25 protein-coding genes are annotated in these 26,292 nt (G+C 68.5%); 10 read left to right on the forward strand and 15 right to left on the reverse strand.

Annotation, left to right across the window (positions count from 1 at the left end; all coding sequences use genetic code 11):
• The first annotated feature begins 42 nt into the window (after positions 1–42).
• Complete coding sequence (locus tag OHT21_RS21520; RefSeq protein WP_165341476.1) at positions 43–318, forward strand: DUF1876 domain-containing protein; 276 nt, start codon at positions 43–45, stop codon at positions 316–318.
• A gap of 45 nt (positions 319–363) precedes the next feature.
• Here the strand turns inward: OHT21_RS21520 and OHT21_RS21525 are convergent, their stop codons facing one another.
• The 3 genes from OHT21_RS21525 to OHT21_RS21535 all read right to left on the reverse strand — a co-directional run bounded on the left by OHT21_RS21525 (position 364) and on the right by OHT21_RS21535 (position 2,810).
• The gene (locus OHT21_RS21525; RefSeq protein WP_328769990.1) at positions 364–915 is read right to left on the reverse strand and encodes an RloB family protein; all 552 of its coding nucleotides are present in this window, start codon (positions 913–915) and stop codon (positions 364–366) included.
• Positions 916–964: 49 nt separating this feature from the next.
• On the reverse strand, positions 965–2,287 hold the full coding sequence (locus OHT21_RS21530) for an AAA family ATPase (protein ID WP_328769991.1): 1,323 nt from the start codon (positions 2,285–2,287) through the stop codon (positions 965–967).
• Between the two features lie 73 nt (positions 2,288–2,360).
• Entirely contained in the window at positions 2,361–2,810 is a 450-nt protein-coding gene (locus tag OHT21_RS21535; RefSeq protein ID WP_328769992.1) for an ATP-binding protein, read from the reverse strand.
• A 152-nt stretch (positions 2,811–2,962) separates the two neighbouring features.
• Here OHT21_RS21535 and OHT21_RS21540 point away from each other — a divergent pair, with 152 nt between their 5' ends.
• Positions 2,963–3,844, forward strand: coding sequence for a helix-turn-helix domain-containing protein (locus tag OHT21_RS21540; protein ID WP_328769993.1), 882 nt, complete (start codon positions 2,963–2,965; stop codon positions 3,842–3,844).
• 12 nt (positions 3,845–3,856) lie between these two features.
• Positions 3,857–4,039, forward strand: a complete 183-nt coding sequence (locus OHT21_RS21545; RefSeq protein ID WP_328769994.1) for a DUF397 domain-containing protein — start codon at positions 3,857–3,859, stop codon at positions 4,037–4,039.
• Between the two features lie 18 nt (positions 4,040–4,057).
• Here OHT21_RS21545 and OHT21_RS21550 read toward each other — a convergent pair whose 3' ends face one another.
• Positions 4,058–5,173 (reverse strand): sugar ABC transporter substrate-binding protein, encoded by a 1,116-nt coding sequence (locus tag OHT21_RS21550; RefSeq protein WP_328769995.1) that lies wholly within the window; start codon positions 5,171–5,173, stop codon positions 4,058–4,060.
• Between the two features lie 253 nt (positions 5,174–5,426).
• Between OHT21_RS21550 and OHT21_RS21555 the strand changes: the two genes are divergently transcribed.
• A complete protein-coding gene (locus OHT21_RS21555; RefSeq protein WP_328769996.1) occupies positions 5,427–5,993 on the forward strand; it encodes a dihydrofolate reductase family protein in 567 nt (188 codons plus the stop codon).
• Here the strand turns inward: OHT21_RS21555 and OHT21_RS21560 are convergent.
• Both OHT21_RS21560 and OHT21_RS21565 read right to left on the reverse strand, forming a co-directional pair.
• The gene (locus tag OHT21_RS21560; RefSeq protein ID WP_328769997.1) at positions 5,978–6,349 is read right to left on the reverse strand and encodes a hypothetical protein; all 372 of its coding nucleotides are present in this window, start codon (positions 6,347–6,349) and stop codon (positions 5,978–5,980) included. The two genes, OHT21_RS21555 and OHT21_RS21560, sit on opposite strands and share 16 nt — an antisense overlap.
• 44 nt (positions 6,350–6,393) lie before the next feature.
• The gene (locus tag OHT21_RS21565) at positions 6,394–6,846 is read right to left on the reverse strand and encodes a helix-turn-helix domain-containing protein (RefSeq protein ID WP_328769998.1); all 453 of its coding nucleotides are present in this window, start codon (positions 6,844–6,846) and stop codon (positions 6,394–6,396) included.
• Positions 6,847–7,250: 404 nt separating this feature from the next.
• On the opposite strand from OHT21_RS21565, the gene OHT21_RS21570 reads away from it, so the two are divergent.
• Positions 7,251–7,505, forward strand: a complete 255-nt coding sequence (locus OHT21_RS21570; protein ID WP_033322076.1) for a hypothetical protein — start codon at positions 7,251–7,253, stop codon at positions 7,503–7,505.
• A 31-nt stretch (positions 7,506–7,536) separates the two neighbouring features.
• Here the strand turns inward: OHT21_RS21570 and OHT21_RS21575 are convergent, their stop codons facing one another.
• The 7 genes from OHT21_RS21575 to dnaK form a co-directional block, all read right to left on the reverse strand.
• The gene (locus OHT21_RS21575) at positions 7,537–8,049 is read right to left on the reverse strand and encodes a hypothetical protein (RefSeq protein WP_328769999.1); all 513 of its coding nucleotides are present in this window, start codon (positions 8,047–8,049) and stop codon (positions 7,537–7,539) included.
• A 305-nt stretch (positions 8,050–8,354) separates the two neighbouring features.
• On the reverse strand, positions 8,355–9,038 hold the full coding sequence (locus OHT21_RS21580) for an IS630 family transposase (protein ID WP_328766012.1): 684 nt from the start codon (positions 9,036–9,038) through the stop codon (positions 8,355–8,357).
• A complete protein-coding gene (locus OHT21_RS21585) occupies positions 9,035–9,475 on the reverse strand; it encodes a helix-turn-helix domain-containing protein (RefSeq protein WP_328768325.1) in 441 nt (146 codons plus the stop codon). Before OHT21_RS21585 ends, OHT21_RS21580 begins: the two co-directional genes overlap by 4 nt.
• Positions 9,476–9,596: 121 nt before the next feature.
• Positions 9,597–10,046 carry a heat shock protein transcriptional repressor HspR gene (locus OHT21_RS21590; RefSeq protein ID WP_328770000.1) on the reverse strand — a complete coding sequence of 150 codons (450 nt, stop codon included), beginning with the start codon at positions 10,044–10,046 and terminating at the stop codon, positions 9,597–9,599.
• Between the two features lie 7 nt (positions 10,047–10,053).
• Entirely contained in the window at positions 10,054–11,250 is a 1,197-nt protein-coding gene (gene dnaJ, locus OHT21_RS21595) for a molecular chaperone DnaJ (protein WP_328770001.1), read from the reverse strand.
• A 75-nt stretch (positions 11,251–11,325) separates the two neighbouring features.
• Entirely contained in the window at positions 11,326–12,033 is a 708-nt protein-coding gene (gene grpE, locus OHT21_RS21600) for a nucleotide exchange factor GrpE (RefSeq protein WP_328770002.1), read from the reverse strand.
• Complete coding sequence (gene dnaK / locus OHT21_RS21605) at positions 12,030–13,907, reverse strand: molecular chaperone DnaK (protein ID WP_328770003.1); 1,878 nt, start codon at positions 13,905–13,907, stop codon at positions 12,030–12,032. The genes grpE and dnaK overlap by 4 nt, the downstream gene beginning before the upstream one ends.
• Positions 13,908–14,529: 622 nt before the next feature.
• Here dnaK and OHT21_RS21610 point away from each other — a divergent pair.
• Positions 14,530–16,809, forward strand: a complete 2,280-nt coding sequence (locus OHT21_RS21610; protein WP_328770004.1) for a (Fe-S)-binding protein — start codon at positions 14,530–14,532, stop codon at positions 16,807–16,809.
• Positions 16,810–16,943: 134 nt separating this feature from the next.
• Positions 16,944–18,446, forward strand: coding sequence for an FG-GAP repeat domain-containing protein (locus tag OHT21_RS21615; protein ID WP_328770005.1), 1,503 nt, complete (start codon positions 16,944–16,946; stop codon positions 18,444–18,446).
• 147 nt (positions 18,447–18,593) lie between these two features.
• Here the strand turns inward: OHT21_RS21615 and OHT21_RS21620 are convergent, their stop codons facing one another.
• Both OHT21_RS21620 and OHT21_RS21625 read right to left on the reverse strand, forming a co-directional pair.
• Positions 18,594–20,786, reverse strand: a complete 2,193-nt coding sequence (locus OHT21_RS21620) for a trypsin-like serine protease (protein ID WP_328774176.1) — start codon at positions 20,784–20,786, stop codon at positions 18,594–18,596.
• Positions 20,787–20,868: 82 nt separating this feature from the next.
• Positions 20,869–21,366: a hypothetical protein gene (locus OHT21_RS21625; protein WP_443050411.1), complete on the reverse strand. Its 498-nt coding sequence runs from the start codon at positions 21,364–21,366 to the stop codon at positions 20,869–20,871.
• Between the two features lie 658 nt (positions 21,367–22,024).
• Here OHT21_RS21625 and OHT21_RS21630 point away from each other — a divergent pair.
• The 3 genes from OHT21_RS21630 to OHT21_RS21640 all read left to right on the forward strand — a co-directional run bounded on the left by OHT21_RS21630 (position 22,025) and on the right by OHT21_RS21640 (position 26,205).
• Positions 22,025–25,288 (forward strand): ALF repeat-containing protein, encoded by a 3,264-nt coding sequence (locus OHT21_RS21630; RefSeq protein WP_328770006.1) that lies wholly within the window; start codon positions 22,025–22,027, stop codon positions 25,286–25,288.
• Between the two features lie 62 nt (positions 25,289–25,350).
• Complete coding sequence (locus OHT21_RS21635) at positions 25,351–25,764, forward strand: hypothetical protein (protein ID WP_328770007.1); 414 nt, start codon at positions 25,351–25,353, stop codon at positions 25,762–25,764.
• A 39-nt stretch (positions 25,765–25,803) separates the two neighbouring features.
• Positions 25,804–26,205 carry a hypothetical protein gene (locus OHT21_RS21640; RefSeq protein WP_328770008.1) on the forward strand — a complete coding sequence of 134 codons (402 nt, stop codon included), beginning with the start codon at positions 25,804–25,806 and terminating at the stop codon, positions 26,203–26,205.
• The last annotated feature ends 87 nt before the right edge of the window (positions 26,206–26,292 follow it).

Consider the following 26,292-nt stretch of genomic DNA (forward strand, 5'->3'; position numbering starts at 1 on the left):
GTTGGTGGTAGCTGTAGTCGGCCGTCTCCGGAGGTGATCGCGATGACGCACACGGCTGTCGGATGGCACGTGGAGCTGGAATTCGACGAGGACGACCAGCGCACCCGCGCCGCCGCCCTCGTACGACTCCGCGACGGAAGCGAGGTACGAGCCCACGGCTACGCCAAACGCCACCCCTCCGACTCCAACCAGCCGAGGGTGGGCGAAGAGGTGGCAGGAGCCAGGGCCCTGAACGAACTGGCCATGAAACTCCTGACCAAGGCCCATGACGAGATCGACGAGGCCTCGGGCCGTACGTCACATCCATTGACCGCGTGACCTCCACGCGGCGAAATCCGCCCCCATCCGGGACCGCCGCGCGCCTCAGCCGCGTGGCGGTCCGGCCACCTCTTCCGCCAGGCGCCAGACGCCGCTCGACGGGTTTACTTCGTGCTCCTTGCCCTCCGGAGACAGCGTCTTCGCCCTTCGGACCGCGTCGTGCCGGCCGTCGGCGAAATGACGAAAGTCGAGGCGTGCCTTGTCGTACCGCGGCAGATGCTTGGTGAGGTGCGGCAGCAGCCTGGCGTACGACTCGGCGTACGCGCCGTGATCCGTGAAGTGGAGCAACAGCCATAGCTCGAAGCACGGATTGGACACGGCGACCTTGACATCTCGCCGGATCGCGTCTGACACGGCACGGGGCACATCCCGGAATTCGTCAATGTCGAAGACATACCATGCCTCGTCGAAATCACCCGGCGATCGATCGCGTAAGTCCGCCGTGTACGAGACGAGCTGCGTCGGAGCACATGGGCGCTCCACCACGCGCAGAGCGACGGCCGGGTTCGCGGCGTGTGCCCTGAGGCCACGCAGGTAGGCGCTCTCGGTCACCAGGGCCCCGCACACCACGAGCAGCCGCTTACGTGCCTCGCGCACTCCTTGGGAGCGGGACAGATCCGTGTCGAACGAAGGGCGCCGCCGGCCGCTAGGTTTCCGCGTTCTCGTCATCCCTGTCCCCCCGTGCCACTACCGCGGCCGTGAATCGCTCGTCGTTCAGAAACGGGACCGCGCCGTAGCTGCCGCCCAGGTAGCGGCGCTCCCGGTTCTCCTCCTGGCGTGGCCTGAAGTCGGAGAGGGGGAACAGCGTCGTCTCACCGTGCTCGTCCTTCTCCACGAACCACACCTGGTCACGCTTCAGGATGTCCTCTCCGCCACTGCGTCCGAGCAGGCTCGCGTCGTGTGTGGTCAGCAGGAGCTGGGCGCCTCGTGGATTGGTTTCGGGTTCCTGGAAGAGCCTGATCAGATGAGCCGTCAGCCGTGGGTGCAAGCTGGCGTCCACCTCGTCGACCACCAGCAGCCCGCCCCGCTCGATCGCCTTGAGCACGGGGCCGGCGTAATCGAGGATGATGCGGGTGCCTTCCGACTGGTCACGCAGGTCGAGCCGAACGGCACCGTTGCGCCCCCGTTGCTCCACCCAGACACGGGACACCTCCTTGACCGCGCCACGCGAGGCCGCAGGCATCTCGTCCCCGAAGAGTGTCGCCTGACCGTCACCGCCCCGGCGCAGCGTCTCGCGAAGGCGCCGAGTCACGGGAAGGTAGTCCTCCATGACCTCGACACGTTCCACACCGGCGTTCTCGATGCCCAGGTCGGCGGCGCGCAGCAGTTCGACGACGGCCGGGGCCCGCTCCGGGTCCTCCAGGAGTTTCATGCTCGCGGGGCTGACGCCGTAGGGGCGAGCACCACCCGCGCGGAAGAGCACGGAACCGGAGAACCATGTGTATACGGGCTGAACCGCCTCCTGCTTGGAGCGTGCGGCGACCGAGATGAACAGGGCGTTCGGCTCGGTGATGTTCTTGATCACGTCCAGCTCGCGCTTGGGCGCCTTGTCTCCGAACTCGATCTCGTCTCCCGTGCGGTGGAAGACCTTCCTCCTGCGTCCCCGCGGGTAGCTGTAGAGCCACTCGTCAAGGACCTGCTCGGAGTCCACGCTGAAGCCGTACGTATGCCGGACCCCCCGTAGAAGCAGGTCCACCACATACCAAGAAGGTTCGGTGAGGCCCTCCTGGTCCAGCGCGAAGGGGTACCGCTCGATTCCCCCGCCGGGTTCGGCATCCCGGTGGGACGCCCGCACCATACGCGCCATGAATCGCAGCGCGTCGACGACATTGGACTTGCCCGAGGCGTTCGCGCCGAAGAGCGCGACGACTGGCACTGCCTGCCAGTCCGTGCCCTCGGGTCGGTCCGCGTCGTACACGGGGGTGAGACCGAGCTGCTGCTCATCCCTGATCGATCGGTGGTTGGTCACACGAAAACTTAGGAGCACGCGAATCACCTCCCTTCAGGGGTTTCATGCCCTGCCGTGCAGAAAAATCACGCGACTACGCGTCCAGCACCAGCGTACGCCCCGACTCGCTGCCGAGCTCGAACCAAACCCCCTTCGCATACCGCCCCGCCCGGTCGCCCGCCACACCCCACGCGTCGGCCACCTCGGCGACCAGCGCGAGGCCGCGGCCCCAGCAGGCGGTCGCCTCCGCCACGGGTGTGACCGGAGGGTCGCGGCTCTCGTCGTACACGCCGATCCGGAGCCGGGCGGGGGTGAGCTGGAAGCGGAGCATGGTGGAGCCCTTGCTGTGGAGGTGGACGTTCGTGACGAGCTCCGAGGTGCAGAGGGCCGCGGGCAGCACCAGGGGTTCGCGGTCGAGGGTGAGGAGTACGGCGCGCACGAAGTCCCGGCAGACCTTGGGTGCGGTGGCGTCGCCGGGGGCGAAGAGGCTGTAGTCGTACGTGAGTTGGGCAGGCAGGTGCGATGCCCTGCGGGCTGCTTCCATGGGGGATCGACTCCCGTCGCGATTCCGGAGAGTGGTTGGTGCGGCACACACGGTAGAGGAGATGGTTTAAATTGTTCAAGCTATTCGCTCAGGTCGGTGGACGAACTCCCTTGCCCTGGAGAGACTTTGGTAGACCGGACGAGGAGTAGCCCGTGGGATTGCGCACCACCATCAGCGAGCGTCAGCGACGACTCGGTGCCGAGCTCAAACAACTGCGCGAACAAGCAGGGTTGAGCGCTGGTGAGGCCGCCGCACGGATCGGCATGGGCCGCGCCCAGTTGAGCCAGATCGAGACCGCGAAGACGACCATTCTGACCGAGCGGCTCCGCGAGCTGTGCCGCATCTATGGATGCACAGATAAGACCTATGTCGACGCCCTGGTTGCCCTGTCGGAGGCAACGGGCAAGGGCTGGTGGAACGCGTACAAGCGGCCCATGGAACCGGGCGCACTCAGTCTGGCCGAACTCGAGGCGAACGCGGTGGCGCTACGGATGCACCAATCGCTGTTCATTCCGGGGCTGTTCCAGACCTCCGCGTACACACAAGCCATCTTCAACAGTCCGAAACTGGGCTTTGAGAACATCGAGGAGGCGCTGAAGTTCCGCATGGAACGGCAGCGCCTCCTCACACAGGAGAACCCGCCCACCGTGCACGCCGTGATCCACGAAGCGGCACTCCACATGCGATTCGGCGGCCCTGATGTGGTGCGCGAACAGTTGCTGCGGCTGGTCGAACTGGCTCGCCTACCTCACATCACGATCCAGATCTATCCATTCAGCTCGCAGGCGCACGCCGCGTTGAGCGGGAACTTCGTTCACATCATCCCCAGCGCCCCGCAGCTGAGCACGGTGGTCCTGGAACAGCCCAGCGGCGCACGCTATTTGAGCGAGCAGGCCCACCTTCAGCAGTACAGCGAGATGTTCGACCGGCTCATCGAGAACGCCCTCGCCCCCATCGACGTATCGTTGGCCCCGGAAGCACACTCAGTGAAGGACTCGCTGGCCCTCATCCAGCACCTTCTCTACACGCTTTAGGGGGAAGCCAAGATGTCCGAGCTCGACTGGCAGAAGTCGACGTTCAGCGGCGGCCCGCAGGGCGAGTGCGTCAACGTCGCCCTCGCCCCCGACGGAACCCTCCGCCTACGCGAGAGCGACGAACCCAGCACCGTACTGGCCACCGGACCCGCCCCCCTCGCCGCACTCCTCCGGCACCTCAAGGGCGAGCGCTGAAGTACCGCTCCAGAACCCCTACTTCTTCAGGCCGATCTCCTCGCAAGCCGCCTCGTACTTCGCAGTGCAGATGTCCGAGACCTTGTAGATGCCGTCGTCGATGACCGTGTCCTGGATGTTGTCCTTCGTCAGGGGGGAGACGAGGACCAGGTGGGCCGGGATGTCCTTGGTCGTCGGGCTGTCGACCTTGTCGCGGGTGAGGGCGTCGAACTCGATGTCCCAGCCGTGGGCTCGGGCGACGGCCAGTTCGGCGGCCGTTTCGGCCTCTTCGGGGTAGGGCTTGTAGACGCTCATGTACTGCTCGCCGGAGACGATCCGCTGCACCGCCTCGAGTTCCGCGTCCTGGCCGGTGATCGGCGGCAGGTCGGTGACGCCGGCCGCCTTCAGGGCGGAGACGATGCCGCCTGCCATGCCGTCGTTGGCGGAGTACACGCCGTCGATGTTCTCGGCGCCGATGGAGGAGATCGCGGCCATCATGTTGGCCCGCGCGTTCGACGGCTTCCAGTCCTTGGTGTCGTACTGCTTGGCGATGGTCACCTTGTCGCTGAGTTCGGCGAGGGCGGCCTTCTTGAACTGGGCCGCGTTCGGGTCGGTGAGCGCGCCGTTCATCATGACGATCTTCTCGGCCCTGCCGCCGTCCAGGGCCTCGGCGAGCGCCCGGCCCTGCACCTCCCCGACCTGCTGGCTGTCGAAGGAGATGTACGCGTCGATGGGGCCCTGCGCCAGCCGGTCGTACGCGATGACGGGGATGTCCGCGTCCTTCGCCTTCTGTACGCCGTCCGCGATGTCCTTGGCGTCCACCGCGTCCAGGAGCACCACGTCGACCTTGTCGTCGATCATCTGCTGGAGCTGCTGCTTCTGCTCGTCGGCGTCCCCGTCGGCATTGGCGTACTCGACCCTGCCCTTGCCCTTGGTCAGCTCGTCGACCGTCTTCTTGATGATGGGGTGGTCGAACTGCTCGTAGCGCTGGTTCGCCTTCTCCGGCAGCAGCAGGCCCACCGTGATGTCGTCGCCCTTGGTCGGCTCGGCCGACGCGCCCTCCGTATCGCTGTCGAGCACTCCACACGAGGCGAGCGAGAGAGTCAGGGTGGACACGGCCAGAGTTATGGCGATACGACGCATACGGTTGTTCACTTAATGGTGCCTTCCGAACGAGAGCGCAGATTTGCGACCCAGGTGACAAAAAGCCAACGCCCACGTATCCAAAGCGTCAAGGAATTCTGGTTAACGAGATCGCAACAGCACGCTGCGTGGTCGTTGTGAAGACACAGAGGTGAGTATCTGGAGGACCGGCGTGCAGCGATGAAGTACGCGTGATGGCCTGTCTATCGGCAGTTCACCCGCCCGCTCGCCACCCCGTTCACCATCTGCAAGCCCGGGAGTCCCGATGCGCAAAATCACACTCGCTATGGCCGTGTCCCTCGACGGCTTCTTCGAGGGCCCGAACCGCGAGATCGACTGGCATCTGGTCGACGAGGAAGTGCACCGCCACCACAACGAGCGCATCAAGCCGATGGGCGGCTTCCTGTTCGGGCGGGTCGTGTACGAGCTGATGTCCGACTTCTGGCCGACCGCCGACCAGGACCCCTCGGCTCCGGAGACGCAGCGGGAGTTCGCGGCCATCTACCGGGACATGCCGAAGATCGTGTACTCCCGCACGCTTCCCCCCGGTCCCGCCGAAGGGAACACGACCGTCGTGCCGGAGGTCGTACCCGAGGAGGTCAGGGCCCTCAAGGAGCAGCCCGGCGGAGACCTCGGGGTCGGCGGCGCGGAGCTCGCCGCGGAGTTCCGGCGGCATGACCTGATCGACGAGTACTGGCTCTACGTCACCCCGGTCATCCTGGGCCGCGGACGCCCCCTCTTCCCGGAATCGGACGCCACCACCCACCTCCGCCTCGCCGACACCCACACCTTCGGCAACGGGGTGGTGCTGCTGCGTTACGAGCGGCCCTGACCGTCGTCCGAGGGACCTTCCGGAGGGCGTTCCGGGAAGCGGAGGAGTCGGGCCGGCGGGGGCGGGCAGTGCTCGCTGTCGGGGTGCTGGCGCCGGACGTCGTCGTCGGTACGGGAGTTGGGGCCGGGCTCGGGACAGGCGCCGGAGCCCGGCTGTTCGGTCGCGCGGGCGTGTTCGTGCCAGCCGGCGCGGAACCAGTTCAGCTGGTGCCGTTGGAGTTCGTCCTCCGTGAGTACGCGTACGCCCTCCGGGCCGGCCGCCCGGAGCTTCTCGCCGAGCCCGATGAGCAGTTCGCCCACCAGCCTGGAGACGCGTTCCGCCTCGTCACCGCGGCCGTCGCCGCCCGGATTCCCCATGCCGTACCCCTCGGCTCGCTCGCGCCACTCCCTCGGCTCTCCCGTCAGGCGCCCTCCGGCAGGAACTGCCGCGCCACCTTGGCGAACAGCTCCCGCAGTTCGGGCGGAACACCCATCCTGCGAGCCGCCTCCTCGGGGCTCAGCTCCGCATGAGCGGCCCCCGGCACGGGGGGCTCGCCGCCCGCGACGACCGGCAGGTCGTCCTCCGACAGCCGGCCGGAGCGGATGAGCATCTCGCGCAGCGGGACGCCCAGTACGGCCGCGATACGCCGCATCGTCTCCAGGTCCGGCATGGACTGACGCTGCAACAGCCGGCTCACGGCGGCCCGATGCACCCCGGCATCGTCGGCGAGCTTCGAACGACCGCCGCCCCGCGGGCTGTCGATGTCGTAGCCACGGCCGCGCAGCAGATCCTCGATCCAGCCGGCGAATTCCTCGAGCCCCTCGGCCCGGTATCTGCGATCTGTACGGGCATCGGCCCGTGAGCTGGAACGCATATGTCCGCTCTCCCCTCGTCGCGCGGACAACGTACCGATCGCCCTCGCACCAAGGTGTGCGCGCGCTCGCGCGTAACTGTGGAGATTCGGCAACCGCCCTGGTGCCAGCGGCAGTTGATGTACGGCCTGGAGCGTCACCATCGCACCCACCTCCACGGAGGGTAGTCACTTGCGTACGCGCTCGCACCATGCGAGTCTATTCGCTCGCTCTTCGTCATCGAACATATGTTCCCACACTCGGAGCGACGAAGACCGGAGAAGAGCGCAGAAGAACACAAGAACGCAGAAGAGCGGCGAAGGCCGAGGAGACGAGGAGAGAGGAGCGACCACGATGACCGATGCCAAGCGCACAGCGTTTCGTACGGACAGGCTGCTGCGCGAGGACGCCGGGACGGAGGCCGACCATGACGACGACTGAAGCCGACGAGGTCGCGCTGGAGCTGGAACGCCTGCGCCGCTCGGTCGACGTCGGCTTCGCCACCACCCGTGGCGACCTGGCCCTCCTGCTCCAGCGCGCCGACCAGACGGACAAGACCCTCGACGAACACGAGACCCGCCTCGAAGCCCTGGAACGCGCCCGCTGGCCCCTGCCGTCCCTGGCCGCCCTCACGTCCTGCATCGCCTTGGCGGTGACGCTGTGGCAGGCGGCGGGGCGGTAGGCCCGCGATGCGGGAGTTGATGCGAGGCCGCTTACGGAAGCCGGCTCACCTCGATCCACTCCCGCAGCAGCCCCTCCCGCTCCGCCGCCCGAGGCGACCCGTCCTCCTGTGCACGCCCCCACTGGGCCATGGCGGCCAACGTCGCCCGCAGGGTGGCCTCGCCCGCCGTCAGGTGGGACAGGACCGCCAGCGAGAGGTCGTACTCCTCCTGGGAGTACCAGGCGGCCGCCGCGTACGCCGTCAACTCGGCGTCCTTGTCGACCGTTTCGATCGATACGGTCATCGTGGGCGCCTCGTCCGAGCCCAGGCCACCCACCGTCAGCGCCATCTCCAGCAGAGCGCCCGCCTGGCGCCTGAGGGACTTCACCGGTACGTCCACGACCGTCAGGGTCCGGACGTCGTCCCACGGCCACAGTCCCGACTGCCGGTCACCCAGGGCCACGACCCCCTCCGGCGTCAGCCGCACCCCCGGGGCGAGCCCGGACGGCTTCGCCCCCACATACACATCGCCCTCGGCGATCCAGAACAGCCCCACCATGGCCATGGGAAAGCTCCATTCCCCCAGTGATTCCAGTAGTCGGACAGATGATCGCAGCATGCGAACGGGAACGGGCCCGGAGGTTCAACCTCCGGGCCCGTCAAGGCAGTTGCGCTGTCCCTGGTCCCCTAGGCCCTGTCTCCCCGATCTTCGCGGGCACACGACGCCTGGCACGGCACCTCGCCGCACGGCCGCCTCACCCAAGTACGTCCAGTACGAGGGCGATGCGGCCGCACACCGATGCACCGCACCAGACGCCGCGCGCTGATCCGCGAAGATCGGAGAGACAGGACCTAGTAGATTGTCGCGGCTTAATTTCGCTGTGTGGTTGGGTAGAGGTGGCGTAGTTTCACGCGTGCGTCGTCGGTGGTGAACTGCCAGTCGACTTGGCGCTGGTTGCTGTTGGTCTGTTGCTGCCAGGCAGCAAGTTCGGCGTTGAGTACGGCGAGGTCGTCGAGGCGGCGGTCCAGGCACTGGCGGGTGAGCGCGGAGAGCTCGATCTCGGCGATGTTGAGCCAGGACCCGTGTTTGGGGGTGTGGTGGATCTCCAGGCGCTGGGTCAGCGCGAAGGCCTTTGCCGGGTCGAACGCCTCGTAGAGCGAGGCGGTGGTGTGGGTGTTGAGGTTGTCCATCACCAGCACGACCGTGGCGGCGTCGGGGTAGTCCACGGTCAGCAGGTGCTCGACCTGGTGCGCCCAGTCGACCCTGGTCCGGCGGGGCTGCGCGTCCACGCGTCGCCATCCGCGCAGCGGCTCGACCCAGCAGAAGATCGAGCAGGTCCCCGAGCGGACGTACTCGTTGTCCTCGCGGCGGTCACGGCCCGGCCGCGCGGGAAGCGGATCACGGACGTGGCCGAGCAACTGGTACGGTTTCTCGTCCATGCACACCACCGGGCGCGTCGGGTCGAAGGGCCGGTGGTAGACCGCCAGGACATCCTCCATCGCCGCGGCGAAGGCCGCATTCGCAGCGGGCGGGATGGTCCAGCACTTCTTCACGTGAGGGCGCAGTTCCGTTTTTTTAAGACCCGCCCGATCGTGGAGTGGTCCAGATCCGGGATGTCCTCGGCCAGCGCGACGTGCTTCTCCAGCAGGCGCAGCGACCAGCGGGCGTGTCCTTTGGGCGGCTTCGAGCAGGCCAGCGCAATCAGCCTTGCCTCGACCTCGCCGGTCACCGGGGAGGGCACCGGCGGCAGTGCGCGTTCCTTCCGGCCGACCGTGGCCCACACATCGCCGCCGGTCTCCGCGTACCGCTTCGAGATCAGGCGGACCGAATCGCACGAGACCCCGACCCGCTCCGCGATCACCGCCCGCGGAGCGACCTCGCCGGCCGAGGTGTCCAACGCGAGCAGCACCCGCGCCCGCCTGATCATCGACGCGCTGCGGACCCCCGTCGTCGTCACACGCTCCAACGCCCGACGGTCTTCGGCACTCAAGACAACCGGATACTTCTTCTGCGAGGACACGGCACCCCTGCCCGGCCGAACGGAAGCATCAAGCGAAGCCTGCCCGACCCCAACTCCACCAACCAGAACGACACTTAGTCGCGACAGTCTACTAGTCCGACTGCTGGCGCTTCGGGCGCCAGACCACCAGCGCGCTCGTCTGCTGGACGTCCTGGTACGGGACCAGGTCGCGGCGGTACGAGGCGTGGACCGCGGCCTCTCGCTGCTGCATCGCCGCGGCGGCGCCGTCCAGGGCCGCCTGCATTTCCGCTACGCGGGCCTGCAGCGCGGCGACCTGGTTCTCCAGTTCGATGATGCGCTTGATGCCGGCCAGGTTGATGCCCTCGTCCTGCGACAACTGCTGGACCGTGCGCAGCAGTTCGATGTCGCGGGCCGAGTAGCGCCGGCCCCGCCCGGCCGTGCGGTCGGGGGAGACCAGGCCGAGGCGGTCGTACTGGCGCAGGGTCTGGGGGTGCAGACCGGAGAGCTGGGCCGCCACCGAGATGACGTACACCGGGGTTTCCTCGGTCAGCTCGTACGGGTTGCGTCGACGGCCATCCATGGTCTCCTCATGCTCCCTTCGCCGCCTGGAACAGCTCGGCCCGCGGATCCTCGCCCGCGGTCGCCTCGCGGTACGCCTCGAGCGCGTCACGCGCCTTGCCCGACACATCCTTGGGGACCACGACCTCGACGGTGACCAGCAGGTCCCCGCGGGTGCCGTCCTTACGGACCGCGCCCTTGCCGCGGGCGCGCATCGTCCGCCCGTTGGGCGTGCCCGGCGGCAGTTTCAGGGTGACCGGCGGCCCGCCCAGGGTGGGCACCCGGACCTCCCCGCCCAGCGCCGCCTCGGCGAACGTCACCGGCACCGTCACCGTGAGGTTGTCGCCCCTGCGGCCGAAGACCGGGTGGGCTCCCACATGCACGATGACGTACAAGTCGCCCGCAGGACCGCCCCGTTCGCCCGGAGCGCCCTTGCCGCGCAGCCGGATCCGCTGGCCGTCGCTGACGCCCGCGGGGATCCGTACCTGCATCGTGCGCGAGGACTTGGCGCGGCCGCTGCCCTTGCAGATCTCGCAGGGGGTCTCCGCGAGCAGACCGCGGCCCTTGCAGTCGGGGCACGGGTCGGTGAGCGAGAAACCGCCGCCCGAACCGCGCGCCACCTGACCCGTGCCGACGCACGTCGAGCACACGCGCGGTGTGCCGTTCGCGTCGCCGGTGCCGGAACAGGCCTTGCAGGGTGACTGGGAGGACATCCGCAGCGGAACGGTCGCGCCGTCCACCGCCTCCGTGAAACTCAGCGTGACCTCGGACTCGATGTCCTGGCCGCGCCTGGGCTGCGTACGCGTGCCGGTGCCCGTGGCGCCGCCCCGGTTGAACAGGCCCCCGAAGACGTCACCGAGGCCGCCGCCGAATCCGCCGCCGGCGCCGCCCGCCCCGCCCTGGCCGGGTGCGCCTCCGAAGAGGTCGCCCAGGTCGAAGTTGAACGTGCCGCCGGCGCCCGCGCCGGGGCCCGGCCTGAAGCCGCCGTTGCCGAAGAGGGTGCGCGCCTCGTCGTACTCCTTGCGCTTCTTGGGGTCCCCGAGGATGTCGTTCGCCTCGGAGATCTCCTTGAAGCGCTCCTCGGCCTTGTCGTTCCCCTTGTTGGCGTCCGGGTGGTACTCGCGAGCGAGCTTCCGGTACGCCTTCTTGATCTCGGCCTCGGTGGCGTCTTTGGGGACGCCGAGGACCTTGTAGTAGTCCTTCTCGATGAAGTCCTTGGTGCTCATCCTCGACGTCCCTCCTTCCATCTCACGCGCCGTACGGTCCGTACGTTCATTCGTACGCCCCGTACGGCGCCGACGTCAGCCCTCGTCCGGGCCACCGTTCTCCTTGTCCTCGGCCGGCGACTGCGAGGATTCCGCCTCGTCGGCCTTGACGGTCTGCGCGCCCGGCTGCGGCTCGGCGACCGCCACCCGCGCGGGGCGGATGGTGCGCTCGCCGAAGCGATACCCCGGCTGCAGAATCGCCACGCACGTCGTCTCCGTGACGTCCGGGGCGTAACTGTGCATCAGGGCCTCGTGGATCGTCGGGTCGAAGGGCTCGCCCTCCTTGCCGAACTGCTGGAGGCCCAGCTTCGCCGCGACGGTCTCCAGCGACTCGGCCACCGACTTGAAGCCGCCGACCAGTTCGCCGTGATCCCGCGCGCGCCCGATGTCGTCGAGTACGGGCAGGAGCTCGGTCAGGAGGTTCGCGATGGCGATCTCCTTGACCTGGATCCGGTCCCGCTCGACCCGGCGGCGGTAGTTCTGGTACTCCGCCTGGAGCCGCTGGAGGTCCGCCGTGCGCTCACCGAGCGCCGTACGCACCTGGTCCAGCTGCGCCGTCAGAGCCGCCGTCTGCTGGGCTGCCTGCTGGGCTGCTGCCGCGTCCCCGGCCGGGGCCGCCCCCTCCTGAGGGGCGGCCTTCGGCTCCGCGTCATCAGAGGTGGCGCCGGAAGGGACGTCGGGCTGCTGCTGAGGCTGCGCCTGCTGCGGCTGCTGCTCGTCGAAGCCCGGGGTCTCCTCCGTCACGCGGCACCACCCTTCCGGTCCTTCTCGTCGTCGACGATCTCGGCGTCGACCACGTCATCTTCGGAGCCGCCGGCCTTGGCCTGCGCGCCACCCTCGGCGGCACCCTCAGGACCGCCCGGACCGCCCGCGGCCTGCGCGCCCTGAGCGTCGGCGTACATGGCCTGGCCCACCTTCTGCGAGACCGCGGCGACCTTCTCGGTGGCCGTACGGATCTCGGCGGTGTCCTCGCCCTTGAGCGCGGTCTTCAGCTCCTCGACGGCGGTCTCGACCTCGGTCTTGACCTCGCCGGGGACCTTGTCCTCGTTGTCCTTGAGGAACTTCTCCGTCTGGTAGACGAGCTGCTCGCCCTGGTTACGGGACTCGGCGGCCTCGCGGCGCTTGTGGTCCTCGTCCGCGTACTGCTCGGCCTCCTGGCGCATCCGGTCGACCTCGTCCTTCGGCAGCGAGGAGCCGCCGGTGACGGTCATCTTCTGCTCCTTGCCCGTGCCAAGGTCCTTGGCCGTGACGTGCATGATGCCGTTGGCGTCGATGTCGAAGGAGACCTCGATCTGCGGGACACCGCGCGGGGCCGGCGGCAGACCGGTCAGCTCGAACATCCCGAGCTTCTTGTTGTACGCCGCGATCTCGCGCTCGCCCTGGTAGACCTGGATCTGGACGGACGGCTGGTTGTCCTCGGCGGTGGTGAAGATCTCCGAGCGCTTGGTCGGGATCGTCGTGTTCCGCTCGATGAGCTTCGTCATGATCCCTCCCTTGGTCTCGATACCGAGGGACAGCGGGGTCACGTCGAGGAGCAGTACGTCCTTGACCTCGCCCTTGAGGACACCGGCCTGGAGCGCGGCGCCGATGGCGACGACCTCGTCCGGGTTCACACCCTTGTTGGCGTCCTGGCCGGCGGTCAGCTCCTTGACGAGCTCGGCGACGGCGGGCATACGGGTGGAGCCACCGACGAGAACGACGTGGTCGATCTCGCTGAGCTGGATGCCGGCGTCCTTGATGACGTTGTGGAACGGCGTCTTGCAGCGCTCCAGAAGGTCGGCCGTCAGCTGCTGGAACTGGGCGCGGGTGAGCTTCTCGTCCAGGTGCAGCGGGCCCTCGGCGGACGCCGTGATGTAGGGCAGGTTGATCGAGGTCTCCGTGGAGGACGACAGCTCGATCTTGGCCTTCTCCGCGGCCTCACGCAGGCGCTGGAGGGCCATCTTGTCCTTGCCCAGGTCCACGCCGTGACCGCTGGCGAACTGCTTCACCAGGTAGTCGACGACACGCTGGTCCCAGTCGTCACCACCGAGGTGGTTGTCGCCGTTCGTGGCCTTCACCTCGACGACGCCGTCGCCGATCTCGAGCAGCGAGACGTCGAAGGTGCCGCCACCGAGGTCGAAGACGAGGATCGTCTGGTCGTCCTTGTCGAGGCCGTAGGCCAGGGCGGCTGCCGTCGGCTCGTTCACGATCCGCAGGACGTTCAGGCCCGCGATCTCGCCGGCCTCCTTGGTGGCCTGGCGCTCCGAGTCGTTGAAGTACGCCGGGACGGTGATGACCGCGTCCGTGACCTTCTCGCCCAGGTACGACTCCGCGTCCCGCTTCAGCTTCTGCAGGATGAACGCGGAGATCTGCTGGGGGTTGAAGGGCTTGTTGTCGAGCTCGATCTTCCAGTCCGTACCCATGTGCCGCTTCACGGAGCGGATGGTCCGGTCTACGTTGGTGACCGCCTGGCGCTTGGCGACCTCGCCGACGAGCACCTCACCGTTCTTGGCGAAGGCGACGACGGACGGCGTGGTCCTGGCGCCCTCGGCGTTGGTGATGACGGTGGGCTCACCGCCCTCCAGAACGCTGACGACGGAGTTAGTCGTGCCCAGGTCGATGCCGACCGCACGTGCCATGGTTGATTCCTCCAGCTGACTTGAGTGGAACAGGCTCAAGTGTGCACGACGCTGACCGCTGGGTCAAAAGGGCTGAGTCTGCCCGGCTCAACTTTTATAGGAACCTTACCTTCAGGAGCCGGTTTTTCGCCTACGGGGCGGGTGCCTCCGGCGGTTGGGCGGGTGCGGGTCGAGTGTGGCTGGTCGCGCCCACGCGGCGGAGCCGCACATTGATACAGCCCCGCGCCCCTGAAGGGCGCGTCACTGGAGCCGCCAGCCACCAAGTACCCGTACTTGCCCACAGCCCGACCACCCACGGACCGCAGGGGCGCGGGGCCGTGGCATACATGGCCCCGCCGCGATGGGGCTCCGCTCGAGCGGAGCCGAGAGTGGGGAGCGACCAGCCACGACGGACCCGCAGTCGCCGACGAACCGAACCCACCCACACCGTAGGCGCCCCGCACAACCGAGCGGAGCGCACCGGCGGAGCGCTGAGGCGACCCTCAGCGACACAGATCACCGCGCACCTGGCTACAGTGCGGCGGAAGATATGGGTAGTCTCAGACGGACCGCATAAGTTACCGCTTAGTAATGACCTTCGAGCCAAGCTCGAAGACCCCTCGCAGGCCCGAGGAGCCCCGAAATGCAACTCGCCGCGATCGTCGTGTCGATGGTCCTCATGACAGTCGGCGTCGCCCTGTTCGGCCGTGCCATCGCGCAGATCTTCCGCTTCATGATGCTCGGCCAGCCCCTCCCGGCCGGCGCCCGGACCAACGACCCCGTCCTGCGCACCATCACCCTGGCCAAGGAGTTCCTCGGCCACACCAGGATGAACCGCTGGGGCATCGTCGGCATCGCGCACTGGTTCGTGGCGATCGGCTTCTACACGCTGCTCCTGACGATCGTGAACGCCATCGGCCAGCTCTTCGTGGCCGACTGGGTGCTGCCGATCATCGGTGACTGGGCGCCGTACAACGTCTTCGTCGAGTTCATCGGCACGATGACGGTCCTCGGCATCCTGGTCCTGATCGCCATCCGGCAGTTGTCCAGGCCGGGCAGGGCGGGCCGCAAGTCCCGCTTCGCGGGCTCGAACACCGGCCAGGCGTACTTCGTCGAGACGATCATCCTCATCGTCGGCGTCTGCATCTTCATGCTGCACGCGCTCGAGGGCGCCCAGCACCACGTCGAGAGCTACGAGGCCTCGTTCTTCATCTCGTACCCCGTGGTCTCGGCGTTGGAGGGGCTGGATCTCGCCACGCTCCAGAACCTCACCTACCTCTTCGCCGGCGTGAAGATCGCTGCCTCCTTCATCTGGATGATCACGGTCTCCCTGAAGACCGACATGGGTGTGGCCTGGCACCGCTTCCTGGGCTTCCCCAACATCTGGTTCAAGCGCAACGCCGACGGCTCGACCGCGCTGGGCGCCCTGCTGCCGATGACGTCCGGCGGCAAGCCCATCGACTTCACCGACCCCGGCGACGACGACGTCTTCGGCGTCTCCCAGGTCGAGCAGTACTCCTGGAAGGGCCTGCTGGACTTCTCCACGTGCACGGAGTGCGGCCGCTGCCAGTCGCAGTGCCCCGCCTGGAACACCGGCAAGCCCCTCTCCCCCAAGCTGCTCATCATGTCGCTGCGCGACCACGCGCACGCCAAGGCCCCGTACCTGCTGGCCGGCGGCGGCAAGACCATGGAGGGCGAGGAGAAGGCGTCCGAGGAGCAGCTCAAGGACGTCCCCGCGGCCGCTCTCGCGGAGGCCGAGCGCCCACTGATCGGCACCCTCGAAGAGAACGGCGTCATCGACCCGGACGTCCTGTGGTCCTGCACCACCTGCGGTGCCTGCGTCGAGCAGTGCCCCGTAGACATCGAGCACGTAGACCACATCGTCGACATGCGCCGCTACCAGGTGATGATCGAGTCCGCGTTCCCGAGCGAGGCGGGCACGATGCTCAAGAACCTGGAGAAGAAGGGCAACCCCTGGGGGCTCGCCAAGAAGCAGCGCCTGGAGTGGCTCAAGGAGGTCGACTTCGAGGTCCCGGTCGTCGGCAAGGACATCGAGGACCTGTCCGAGGTCGAGTACCTGTACTGGGTCGGCTGCGCGGGCGCGCTCGAAGACCGCGCCAAGAAGACCACCAAGGCCTTCGCCGAACTCCTCCACATCGCGGGCGTCAAGTTCGCGATCATGGGCGGCGACGAGAAGTGCACCGGCGACTCGGCGCGGAGGCTCGGCAACGAGCCGCTGTTCCAGGAGCTCGGCATGGAGAACGTCGCGGCCCTGAACATGGCCTACGGCGAGGACGAGGACGATCCCTCGACCAAGAAGCCCAAGTCCGCGAAGAAGATCGTCGCGACCTGCCCGCACTGCCTCAACACCCTCGGCAACGAGTACCCGCAGCTCGGCGGCGACTACGAGGTCATCCACCACACGCAGCTGCTCCAGCACCTCATCGACGACGGCAAGCTCATCCCCGTAACCCCCGTCGAGGGCCTGATCACGTACCACGACCCGTGCTACCTGGGCCGCCACAACAAGATCTACACGCCCCCGCGCGAGATCATCGGCAAGGTCCCGGGCCTCCGGAACGAGGAGATGCACCGCCACAAGGAGCGCGGCTTCTGCTGTGGCGCCGGTGGTGCGCGGATGTGGATGGAGGAGCGGATCGGCAAGCGCATCAACGACGAGCGCGTCGATGAGGCCCTGTCCCTGAACCCCGACATCGTCTCGACGGCCTGCCCGTTCTGCCTCGTCATGCTGACCGACTCGGTCAACGGCAAGAAGAACGACGGCAAGGCGAAGGAGTCCATCCAGGTCGTGGACGTGGCCCAGTTGCTGCTGGAGTCCGTGAAGACGCCGGCCGAGGACGACGAGCCGCCGGCGGGCGAGACGGACGCGGAGAGCGAGCCGGAGCCGCAGCCGGTGAAGTAGCGGCTCGGGTACGCAGGTAACGGCAGCCCGTCGGCAACGGGTACGGCTGGATAACGAAGCACCCCATGTCCCTGGTTCAAACCGGGAGCATGGGGTGTTGTCGTGAGATGAGAGTGACAAGAGGTGCGGTTCTGTTGACCTGCGCCGTCCTGCTGGGCGCCGCCGCCACCGGATGCGACGCGGCGGGCGAGGGCTCCGGGGACGGCGGAAGCAGGGGTACGGGTCCGGGGGCGCCCTCCGCTCCCAAGCCCCCGAACGCCACCTCGACCTCCACGGGCTTCACGCTCGGCGCCCTCGCCCAGGGCCCCGACCGCCCCGCAGCCGGTAAGTCCCAGGACCGCCCCCGCGAGGGCGACCTCAACGGTGACGGATACGACGACGTGGCCCTCGCCCGCACCGGCGCCGTCTACGTCGTGTACGGCTCGGCGGACGGCCCCGACCCCCGCACCCGTACGACCCTCGCCGTGGGCGGCGGCCACCCGGGCCGTGACGCCGACAACATGCCCCGGCTGCACCGCGCCGACCTGGACGGCGACGGGTTCACCGATCTGCTGGTCACGGTGAACGACGGCAAGCAGTACGCGCTGTGGGGCGGGGCGCGCGGCATCACGGGGATACGTCAACTCGCCGTCGGTGGCGAGGAGTTGGGCGAACTCGGCCCCGCGGGCGGCGACTTCGGCAGCGTCGCCGACTTCGACGGCGACGGCAGCGGGGACGTCTTCCGCCTCGGCCGCCCCGCCGGTTCGTCCGCCGGTTCCGCAGGGGTCGTCTTCCACGGCCCCTTCAACCGCCGTACGGGCAAACCGTCCCGCCAGACCGAACTCACCGACCCGATCCCCGCCGACAGCGCGCCCTACCAGTCCACCTCCGAGGACTACGACGGCGACGGCCGCGCCGAACTGACCGTGTGGTTCGAGTGGACCGACCCCGACAGCGAGGGGGACGGCGACCTGACCGTGCAAGGGGTGCACCATTTCCGCGGTACGGCACATGGGCTCGTACAAGCGCAGGAGTCCGAGCGCGGCGAGGAGTTCGCGGGACATCCCGGGGATGTGGACGGAGACGGCGACGACGAGCTGTATACGGCGAATTTCGCCGCCTTCGACCAGAAGATCACGATCAGCGTCAACTCAACGCCAGGGAGGGCGAGTTCCGCGTCGCCGGTCACCCTGACCGACCTCCCCGGCCTCAAGTCCCGCTGCTGCGGAGGCACCGAGGGCCGAGCGGTCGGTGACGTGACGGGCGACGGACGGCCCGATCTCGTACTGAGCGCGCCGGCGATGAACAGTGCCCACGGGCTCATCTTTCTCATACCTGATATCGCCCATGTCACGAAAGCCACCGAACCCCAAGCAGTGGACCTGGAATCCACAGGTGTGGACGGGGCGAACCGCGAGCCCGGCAAGGGCGGCAACAGGGAGTACATCCGCCACCGCCTGATCTCGAAGCCGCCGCTGCTGGACGTGAACGGCGACGGCCGCCTCGACGTGGTCGCCGCCTCCGGCAATCGGAGGACCGAGGACGGCTCCGCCACGCGCCGTAAGACGACCGGTTTCTGGGTCTTCCCCGGCTCCCCGGACGGCCTGGACACCGATGCCTCACGGCATGTCACGGAGGAGGACCTGGACCTTGAGTGACCGCAAAGGCGCCTGACGGGAACGCTCCCCATCCGCCGCCTTTCGTACGAACCGCTCAGGGCCAGACCCCTGTTGCGCCACTCATGGACATCCACGGACGCCGGTCCTCCGAGGGCCGGCTCTCGCCGCCCCCGGAGGACACGTGGGTTACCGCGCCGCGTAGCCGAAGCGGGCGCCGACCGACGGGAGGCCGCCCTGGCCAGGCCGGAAGGAGGTGACCGCGGCCACCGCGCCATTCGCGGTCACGTTGGACATCGGCAGGGCGTGAACGGCGCCGGTGCCCGGGCCGTACGGCATGCCGACGTACAGGTGGGTACCGGTGAAGTGGATGCTGCGGCCCAGGTACTGGTTGGTTCCCGGGGCGCCGGGGATGCCGTCGCCGTCGCCGGCCTCCAGCCACCTGTCGTTGACACCGGGGGCACCCAGGAGCGAGAAGGTCTGGACCGCACCCGCGTTCGCGGTCGTGCCGATAGCCTCGTTCGGGACGCCGACGGCCAGTTTCATCGTCGCCGTGGTGCTCACCGCGCGCGGCGCGGTGTTCACGGCGGTCAGGGTCGAGCCGAAGCGGTCGCCTGCCTCGGCGGTGCCGGACACGTCGTCGTCCGCGGTGCCCGACGAGAACGCGTTGGTCTGGGTGTACGTGCCCGAGGCGGCGATGCGGAACGTGATGACGTTGCCCGTGTCAGCCTTGTTGGTGCCGTCGATGGTGAGGTCCTCACCGGGTGAACCGACCGAGAGAATCGACTCGTTTGCGGTCGCCGCGCCCGACGGGCGGTACGGAGCCAGGGCCAGGGACTTGCCGAACTCGTCACCGGCCTCGGCACCGCCGGAGACCGTGTCCAGGTCCTGGTCGAGGCCGAACAGCGGGGTGGGGCGGCCCTCGGAGTTCAGCGTGTGGCTGAAGACCGCCAGGTTTCCGGCGTCCGCGTCGGCTCCGATGGCCTCACCGGGAGCGCCGACGGCGACGTGGTTGGCGTCGGCCGCGACGGTGCTGCCGAAGCCGTCGTTCGCCTCCACGCCACCCGGCACGCCCGTGGCGTCCTGGTGGGTGACGATGTTGGTGGAGCCGTGCAGGTACACGGCCATGCCCGCCTTGGCGGCGCCGCTGAGGCCCTCGCCGGGCACGCCGATCACCGCGAACGGCTCACCGGACGCGCTGGTACCGGCGGCGACGGCGTGGCCCATGCGGTCGCCCGCCTCGGGGGACGAGACGGCCAGAGAACCGTTGCCGGCGCCCTGCTCGAAGTGGGTGGCCTTCGTCGCACCCGTGCCGAGGCCGCCCGCCGCGCCGTAGAGGATGTCGGCGAAACCGGCGTCCGTGGCGCTGCCGACGTCCTCGGCGGGGGTGCCGACGACCAGATCGGTGCACCCGTCCTCGTTGTAGTCGACGGTGTCGATGGACTCGCCGAACCAGTCGCCCGCCTCGGAGCCGCCCGGCACCCAGTCGAGGTCCTGGTTGATCTCGGCGGTGCCCTTGCCGCCCCCGTACACGATGCGGACCACACCCGCGTCGGCGGCACCGCCGACGGTCGCCTTGGGGTCGGCGATGGCGATGTCCTCGACGGCGTCGCAGTTGAAGTCGGTGATGCGGTTCGCGCCGACCTTGGAGTTCACCCAGGAGGCCAGGTCGTCGACGCGGGCGACGATGCCGCCGGTGTCGGTCACGGTCGCGTCGATACCGAAGCAACCGGCCTGGTACGACTGGCTGCTGACGGCGACCAGCTGGTGCGTGCCGCCCGCCACGCGGACCATCGGCCCGCCGCTGTCACCCATGCACGCGGCCACACCGTCCTTGCCGGTGACCGCGGCCGTGGTGGCATCGGCAGCGTCCACCGAGAACGCGCCGGTGTGCAGCTTCAGCGGCGCCCACTCGGTCTTGGTACGCCCGTACCCGGCGAACTTCAGCTCCTCGCCCGCGGCGGGTGCGGTCGTGGCCAGGGCGAGGGGGGCGACATCGGTGACCGGCCGGTTCAGGCGGGCCAGGACCACATCACGGTCGGTACGCGGCACGAGCTCGACGACCTCGCGCACCGCACCCGCGGTACCGGTCACGTCGGAGCGGCCGATCGTCGCGGTCGTTTTCAGCGCCGGCTTGCCGGCCGACACCGCGAGACTGGCGGCCGGGTCGTCGGCGAAACAGCTGGCCGCGGTGAGCAGCCACTCCCGGTCGACCAGGACGCCGGAGCAGCCGCGGTCGTGGGCACCGATGATCAACTGGGCGGTGTAGGCGTACGTGGTGTCGGCGTCGGCGACCGGAGTGCCGGTGACGCCGAAAGCAGGGGCGATACCCAGGGCGAGCGAGCCGGCGATCAGGGACGTGGCCAGCGCGGCACGGCTGATGGTCCGGGAGGTCCCGTGGGTGGCGGGCAGCGCCGCGGCAGCGGACTGACCACGCTTGATGTATATGCGCACGGAAGGTCCTTTACTTACTGGAGCGGATCTCGACCAGCAAGTGGTCGCGCTTGTCGGGATCGGCCGTCTCACCGACAGAGGTCCAGGCGTTCTTGGCGATGTCGAAGGACTTCTCCTCGTCATCGACCGTCATGTCGACCTGGGTGTCGTAGTCGTTGCCGCGGATGCCGTAGACCGCCTTCATCTCCAGCGTCAGAAAGCCGCCCTTGCCGGTGACAAGGAAGCACGTCGGGTCCGCGTTGGACCGCGACAGCACCTGCAGTTCACCTGCCGCGCCCGTGCAGTCCGTGAGCAAGATGTGCCCGTCACCGCGCTTGAGGAGAATCCCCGTCTCCTCGAAGATCTTGTCGGCCCCTGGGTAGTTGAAGTCCTCCACGGCATACCGAGGAGTCCCCTCCGCAGCCGGGATGACCTCATCCGCCCCGCTTGCCGCCGAAGTCGACCACATCGCCGCGGCTGCTGCGAGTGCGGCACAGGCCGTCGCTATGGCGCGCCTGTTTCTTTTCATGCCATTACTCCGTCTCGTAAATGAACTGCCACCGGGCCGAAATGGCATTCGGCCGCACACGCTGCGACGCGAGGGCACACGTCAACTGCGGCGTGCCTCATTCGGGTGCGGTCGCGATTGGCGGGCAGGCGGACAGCACTACGCACAAGCCCGCCGGCGGGGAGCGCGCATCTCATTAAAGGACGCATCCACCCGACGTCAATTGACAGAGGAAATGGGGACAGGAAGCCCCCCTGCGGTCCACTGAATTTCCCTACAGACTCCCGGCGGCGGACCCATTGGAGAACGCGAGGCAGGCGGATGTCCACCGCAAAAATCCGACATTAGGACATAGAAGGGCCACCTCAAATGTGATCCGTGCCACTTCGCGAAAGGGTTGTACGGGGCCCGATAACGGGCCGATAAATATCCGGGGTTGCGCGCATCGAAAATAGCCGCACGTCTGGCAGCTCAGGCGGAATCTGGAAAATTTGGACACCCAATCTCCCCCCCTGGATCAATTGGAAATGCCTATGCAAGGATCCTTCGGGACGCAACGCACGGCAATTCAGATATCAGCCCAGGGAGGGGATTGAATACTATGCAGGTGAAAGACTGGGACCGTAGAACCTTCCTCCGGATGCTCGCCGGGGGAAGTGTTGCCGCAGCCGCCGGATCCTTGCTCAGCACGCGAGCCGCGTACGCTGCCGGGACTGCGGACGGGGTACCCATCACCGACCGCGGCAAGGCACTTGAAGCCCTCCGGACCGGTGGGCGCGGCACCCGCGAAGCCGCCGCCCGCGCGCTGGTGGGCACCGACGCCGACGTAGCAAGCTTCGTGGCCAACGACCTCGCCCGACTGCAGGTGGAGGACGCGCGGGTCGCGGTCCTGACGATGCTGCCGTATGCGGGCAAGGGCGTTTACGCCGCCGCGCAGACGGCGCTGTCCGGCACGGGAGCGGAAATCCATACGTTCCTGGCCTCCGGCTACCAGACGTCGCTGGCGGAGGACCGCCGGGTCGCTGTGCTGACCTTGATGAACAACGGCGGGCGAGCCATGAAGACCGCCGGCCAGAAGGCTCTGGACGACGGCAGCGCCAAGGCCCTTGACGACTTCCTGACCACCGGTCAGCACACCGCCCGGGCCGAAGACAACCGGGTGGACACCCTGACGGTCATGTTCGCGGGCGGACCCGAGGTCCAGAAGCAGGCGAACCGCGCACTGGACGCCGGCGTCGCGGACGTCGCCTGGTTCCTCGAGACCGGCCAGCACATCGCGCGCGCCCGTGACGAGGAGATGCTCTCCATCACCGAGCTGGCGAAACTGGTGGAGAAAGAGAGCGCGCGGGCCAAGGCCGAGACCGATGCGGCCAAGGAGGCCTCCGTCCAGGCCAAGGAGGCCGCGCGGCTGGCCAAGGAGGCCGCGCTCAAGGCGCAGCAGGAGACCGAGGCCGCTCAGGGGGATGCGGCCAAGGCCAGCGCTGCCGCAGGCCGTGCGGCCTCCGCCGCGACCGGTGCCGCGCAGGCCGCACGGACCGCCATCGGCGCCTCCGTCACCGCGGTGTCCGCCTCCCGGCGGGCCGCGTCCGCCGCGAGCGCCGCCGCGGCGGCCGCCGCCGCGGCGGGGCGCGCCGCCGCCCGCGCCAACGGTGCCGCGACCGCCGCTTCGAAGGACGCCGGCAAGGCGCAGGCCGCGCGCGACGCCGCCAAGGCCGCTCTCGCCGCGGCGAACAACGCCCGTACGGCCGCCGCCGCCGCCGACCACGCGGCGACCGCCTCCGACGAGGCCAGCAACTCCGCCAACGCGGCCGCCTCCGCCGGGCAGAACGCCGCCGCGGCCGCCAAGGCCGCCGCCGCGGCGGCCGAGTACTCGGGTGTTTCCGCCGCCAAGGCGCAGGAAGCCCGTCAGGCCGCCGCCGTGGCGCAGCGGGCCGCAGACACCGCGACCGCGGCGGCCGGCCGAGCCACCACCCTCGCCGGCCGGGCGGCAACGGCCGCCCGCGCTGCCCGGGATGCCGCCAACAGCGCTGCGGACCACGCCGAGAAGGCCGCCGGCTACGCCAACGACGCAGCCGACCACGCCGGCGAGGCACTCGACTACGCGAACAAGTCGACGACGCACGCCAACGCCGCCACCGAAGCGGCCGACAACGCCACCGACGCCGTACTGCAGGCGCAGTCGATCGAGCAGCTCACCCGGGACGCCGAGGCGGAGCAGCTGGCCGCCGAGGCTGAGCGCGCGGTGCTGGAGGCCCGGGAGCTCAAGGCGGCCGACGACGCCGCCCGGGCACGGGCAGAGAAGGTGCAGACCGAGCAGGCGGCGCTGGCGAAGGAGGCGACCGACCTCCTCGCGCAGGCGGCCGCGGAGACGGACCAGGCCAAGAAAGTCACCCTCGGCAGGCAGGCCGCGGTGGCGATCCAGCTGCAGGACACCGGCGTGTGGACCGGGGAGGCCGCGGCACAGGCCCTCTCCGGCGCCGACGCCGACCTGCTCGAGTGGCTGGAGACCGCACGGGTCAAGGCCGCGCAGATGGACGACCGGGACAAGGTCGTCGGTCTGGCCGAGTCCGGCAACGTCCACCTGGCCACGGCATCGCAGAACGTCCTGGCGGCGAACGACGCCGCTCAGGTCGAGAAGTTCCTGACGACCGGCGCATACGAGGCGCAGGCCGAGGACTACCGCGTGCACATCCTCAGTCTGATGAACGGGGCCGGCAAGGCCGTGACCACGGCCGGCAACGCGGCCCTGGACGACGGCAGCCCGAAGGCCCTGCACGACTTCCTCAGCAGCGGCTACGCCGCTGCGCAGGCGGAGGACGACCGCGTCACCATCCTCGCCACGCTGGACCAGGGCGGCGACTGGTACAAGGCCACCGCGCAGGCCGCCCTCGAAGGCCCCGCGTGGATGGTCCGCTCGTTCGTGGAGCGCGTCGGCATCCGGGCCACGCTGCTCGACCAGGACACGGCAACGCACGTCAATGCCGTACGGACGCTGATCGCGCAGGCCTCCCAGGTCGCCTGGGAGGCACAGCAGAGCGCCGCCGAAGCGCAGAAGGCCGCCGCCGAAGCCCGCGATGCGGCCGATGACGCCCAGGACTGGGCCGACAAGGCCAGTACGTATGCGCTCAAGGCCTCGGACTATGCCAAGGACGCGCTGGCCTCGGCGAACCAGGCGCAGCAGTCCGCGGACGCGGCCTTCAACTCCGCCAAGAAGGCCAACGACGCGGCTGCCACCGCCCGCCAGGCCGGACGCCGCGCCAACTACTACGCGAACCAGGCGCTCGCCTCCGCCACCAGGGCCGCCGAAGCCGCAGCGAGCGCCCAGGCCGCCGCGGACCGGGCCTACGCCGACAAGATCGCTGCCGGGGAGGACGCCGCCGCTGCCAAGGCGGCCTCGGACGAGGCGAAGAAGGTCGCGCGGGACAAGTACCGCCAGGAACAGGCGCAGAAGGCGGCCGAGGCCAAGGCGAAGGCCGAAGCGGACGCCGCGAACGGCACGGACCCGTCCGCCGACTCGACCCAGTGGCGCGATGTCCAGCCCTCCTTGGCCCAGGCCGAGAGCACGGACGACGCGATCAAGTACCTCAACATCGCCAGCGGTGTGTTCGGCGTCGCCGCCGCCGTGTCCGCCTTCACACCGTTCGCTCCTGTCGCGGTGCCGGTCCTCACCGCGCTCTCCTGGGGCAGCGGAATCCTGGCCGCCGGGCTGACCGGCGCCAAGTACGGCTGGACCAGCGACAAGTTCATCTCCGCAGTCGGCGGGCTCGCGGTCGCCGGTATCCTCGCCGGCCAGGGCTCCGTGGCGAAGTGGGGCCTGAGCTATGTCGACGACGGAATCTCCGCCGCAGCCCAGTCAGTTGGCAACGCGACCAAGCAGGTCACCGACTCGCTCGGTGGCCTGGCCGCAGGTGGCGCGTCGATCGTCGGCAGCCTGTTCGGATAAGTTCGCCCTACGGGGCGGGGTGAGCTGTCGTGTCACCCCGCCCCCCGCGTCAGATCTCCCACATGGAGCACAGCGTGTCCAGCATTCCCTCCGCCCCGGAGCTCCCCCTGGTGTTCTGGTGGGTTGTCGCCATCGCCGCATCAGTAGGATTCACCACCCTGTACCGGTCAGTTGCCACAAACCGGGCACAGCGCATCATGGCCATCGCCGGGCCTCTGGCCGGAATCGTCGCAGCAGTCCTTTTCGGTGCCGCCTACAAACTCCATCTCGGCCAACTCCTGCCGATGTACGGCTGCACGATCGCGGCGACATGGCTCGCAGGCGTGGGACACAGCAAGGAACTGCGTGAGATGTGGCGGACCAGCGCCGAAGAAGGAGATGAGAACGTCCGCATCTCTCCTTTGCTGACCCTTCAGTTCACCGCAAGTCTGCTGATCCTCTGCGGCCTGGGAATCTGGTTCGCCGCCAGTGCCTGATCCGCCGGCCCTCAGGCATCACGGCCCATGGAGTACAGCGTGTCCAGCATTTCCTCCGCCCCGGAGCTCCCCCTGGTGCTCTGGTGGGTTGTCGCCATCGGCGTATCCGTAGGATGCGTTACGTTTTACCGATCGGTAGCCGCAAATCGCGCACAAGAGATGATGTCAGTCGCAGGAATCCTGGTGATGGTTTTCGGTGTGATCATTTTCGCTGCTTCGAACAGGTTTCACCTGGGACAGCTGCTACCGATGTACAGCTCCGCCGTGGCAGCGCTTTGGTTCGCCGGTCTGGGACACCGGCCGGAGCTGCGCGAACTGTACAGAATCAGCGCGGAATCGGGAGATCAGAACGTGCGCATGTCTCGCCCATTGGCCCTTCAGGCCACGGCGTCTTTTGCCACCATATTGAGTCTCGGTGTGTGGTTCGCCGCCACTGCCTGATCCAGGCCCTGGCGGCGCGGGCTGACCGTGAACAGCATCGAGTGCTGAGCGCACCCTCTGGGCCCGCTTCGATGTCACGGAGGAGGA

Origin of the sequence: Streptomyces sp. NBC_00286, from assembly GCF_036173125.1 — a bacterium.
In the GTDB taxonomy this organism is placed as follows: domain Bacteria; phylum Actinomycetota; class Actinomycetes; order Streptomycetales; family Streptomycetaceae; genus Streptomyces.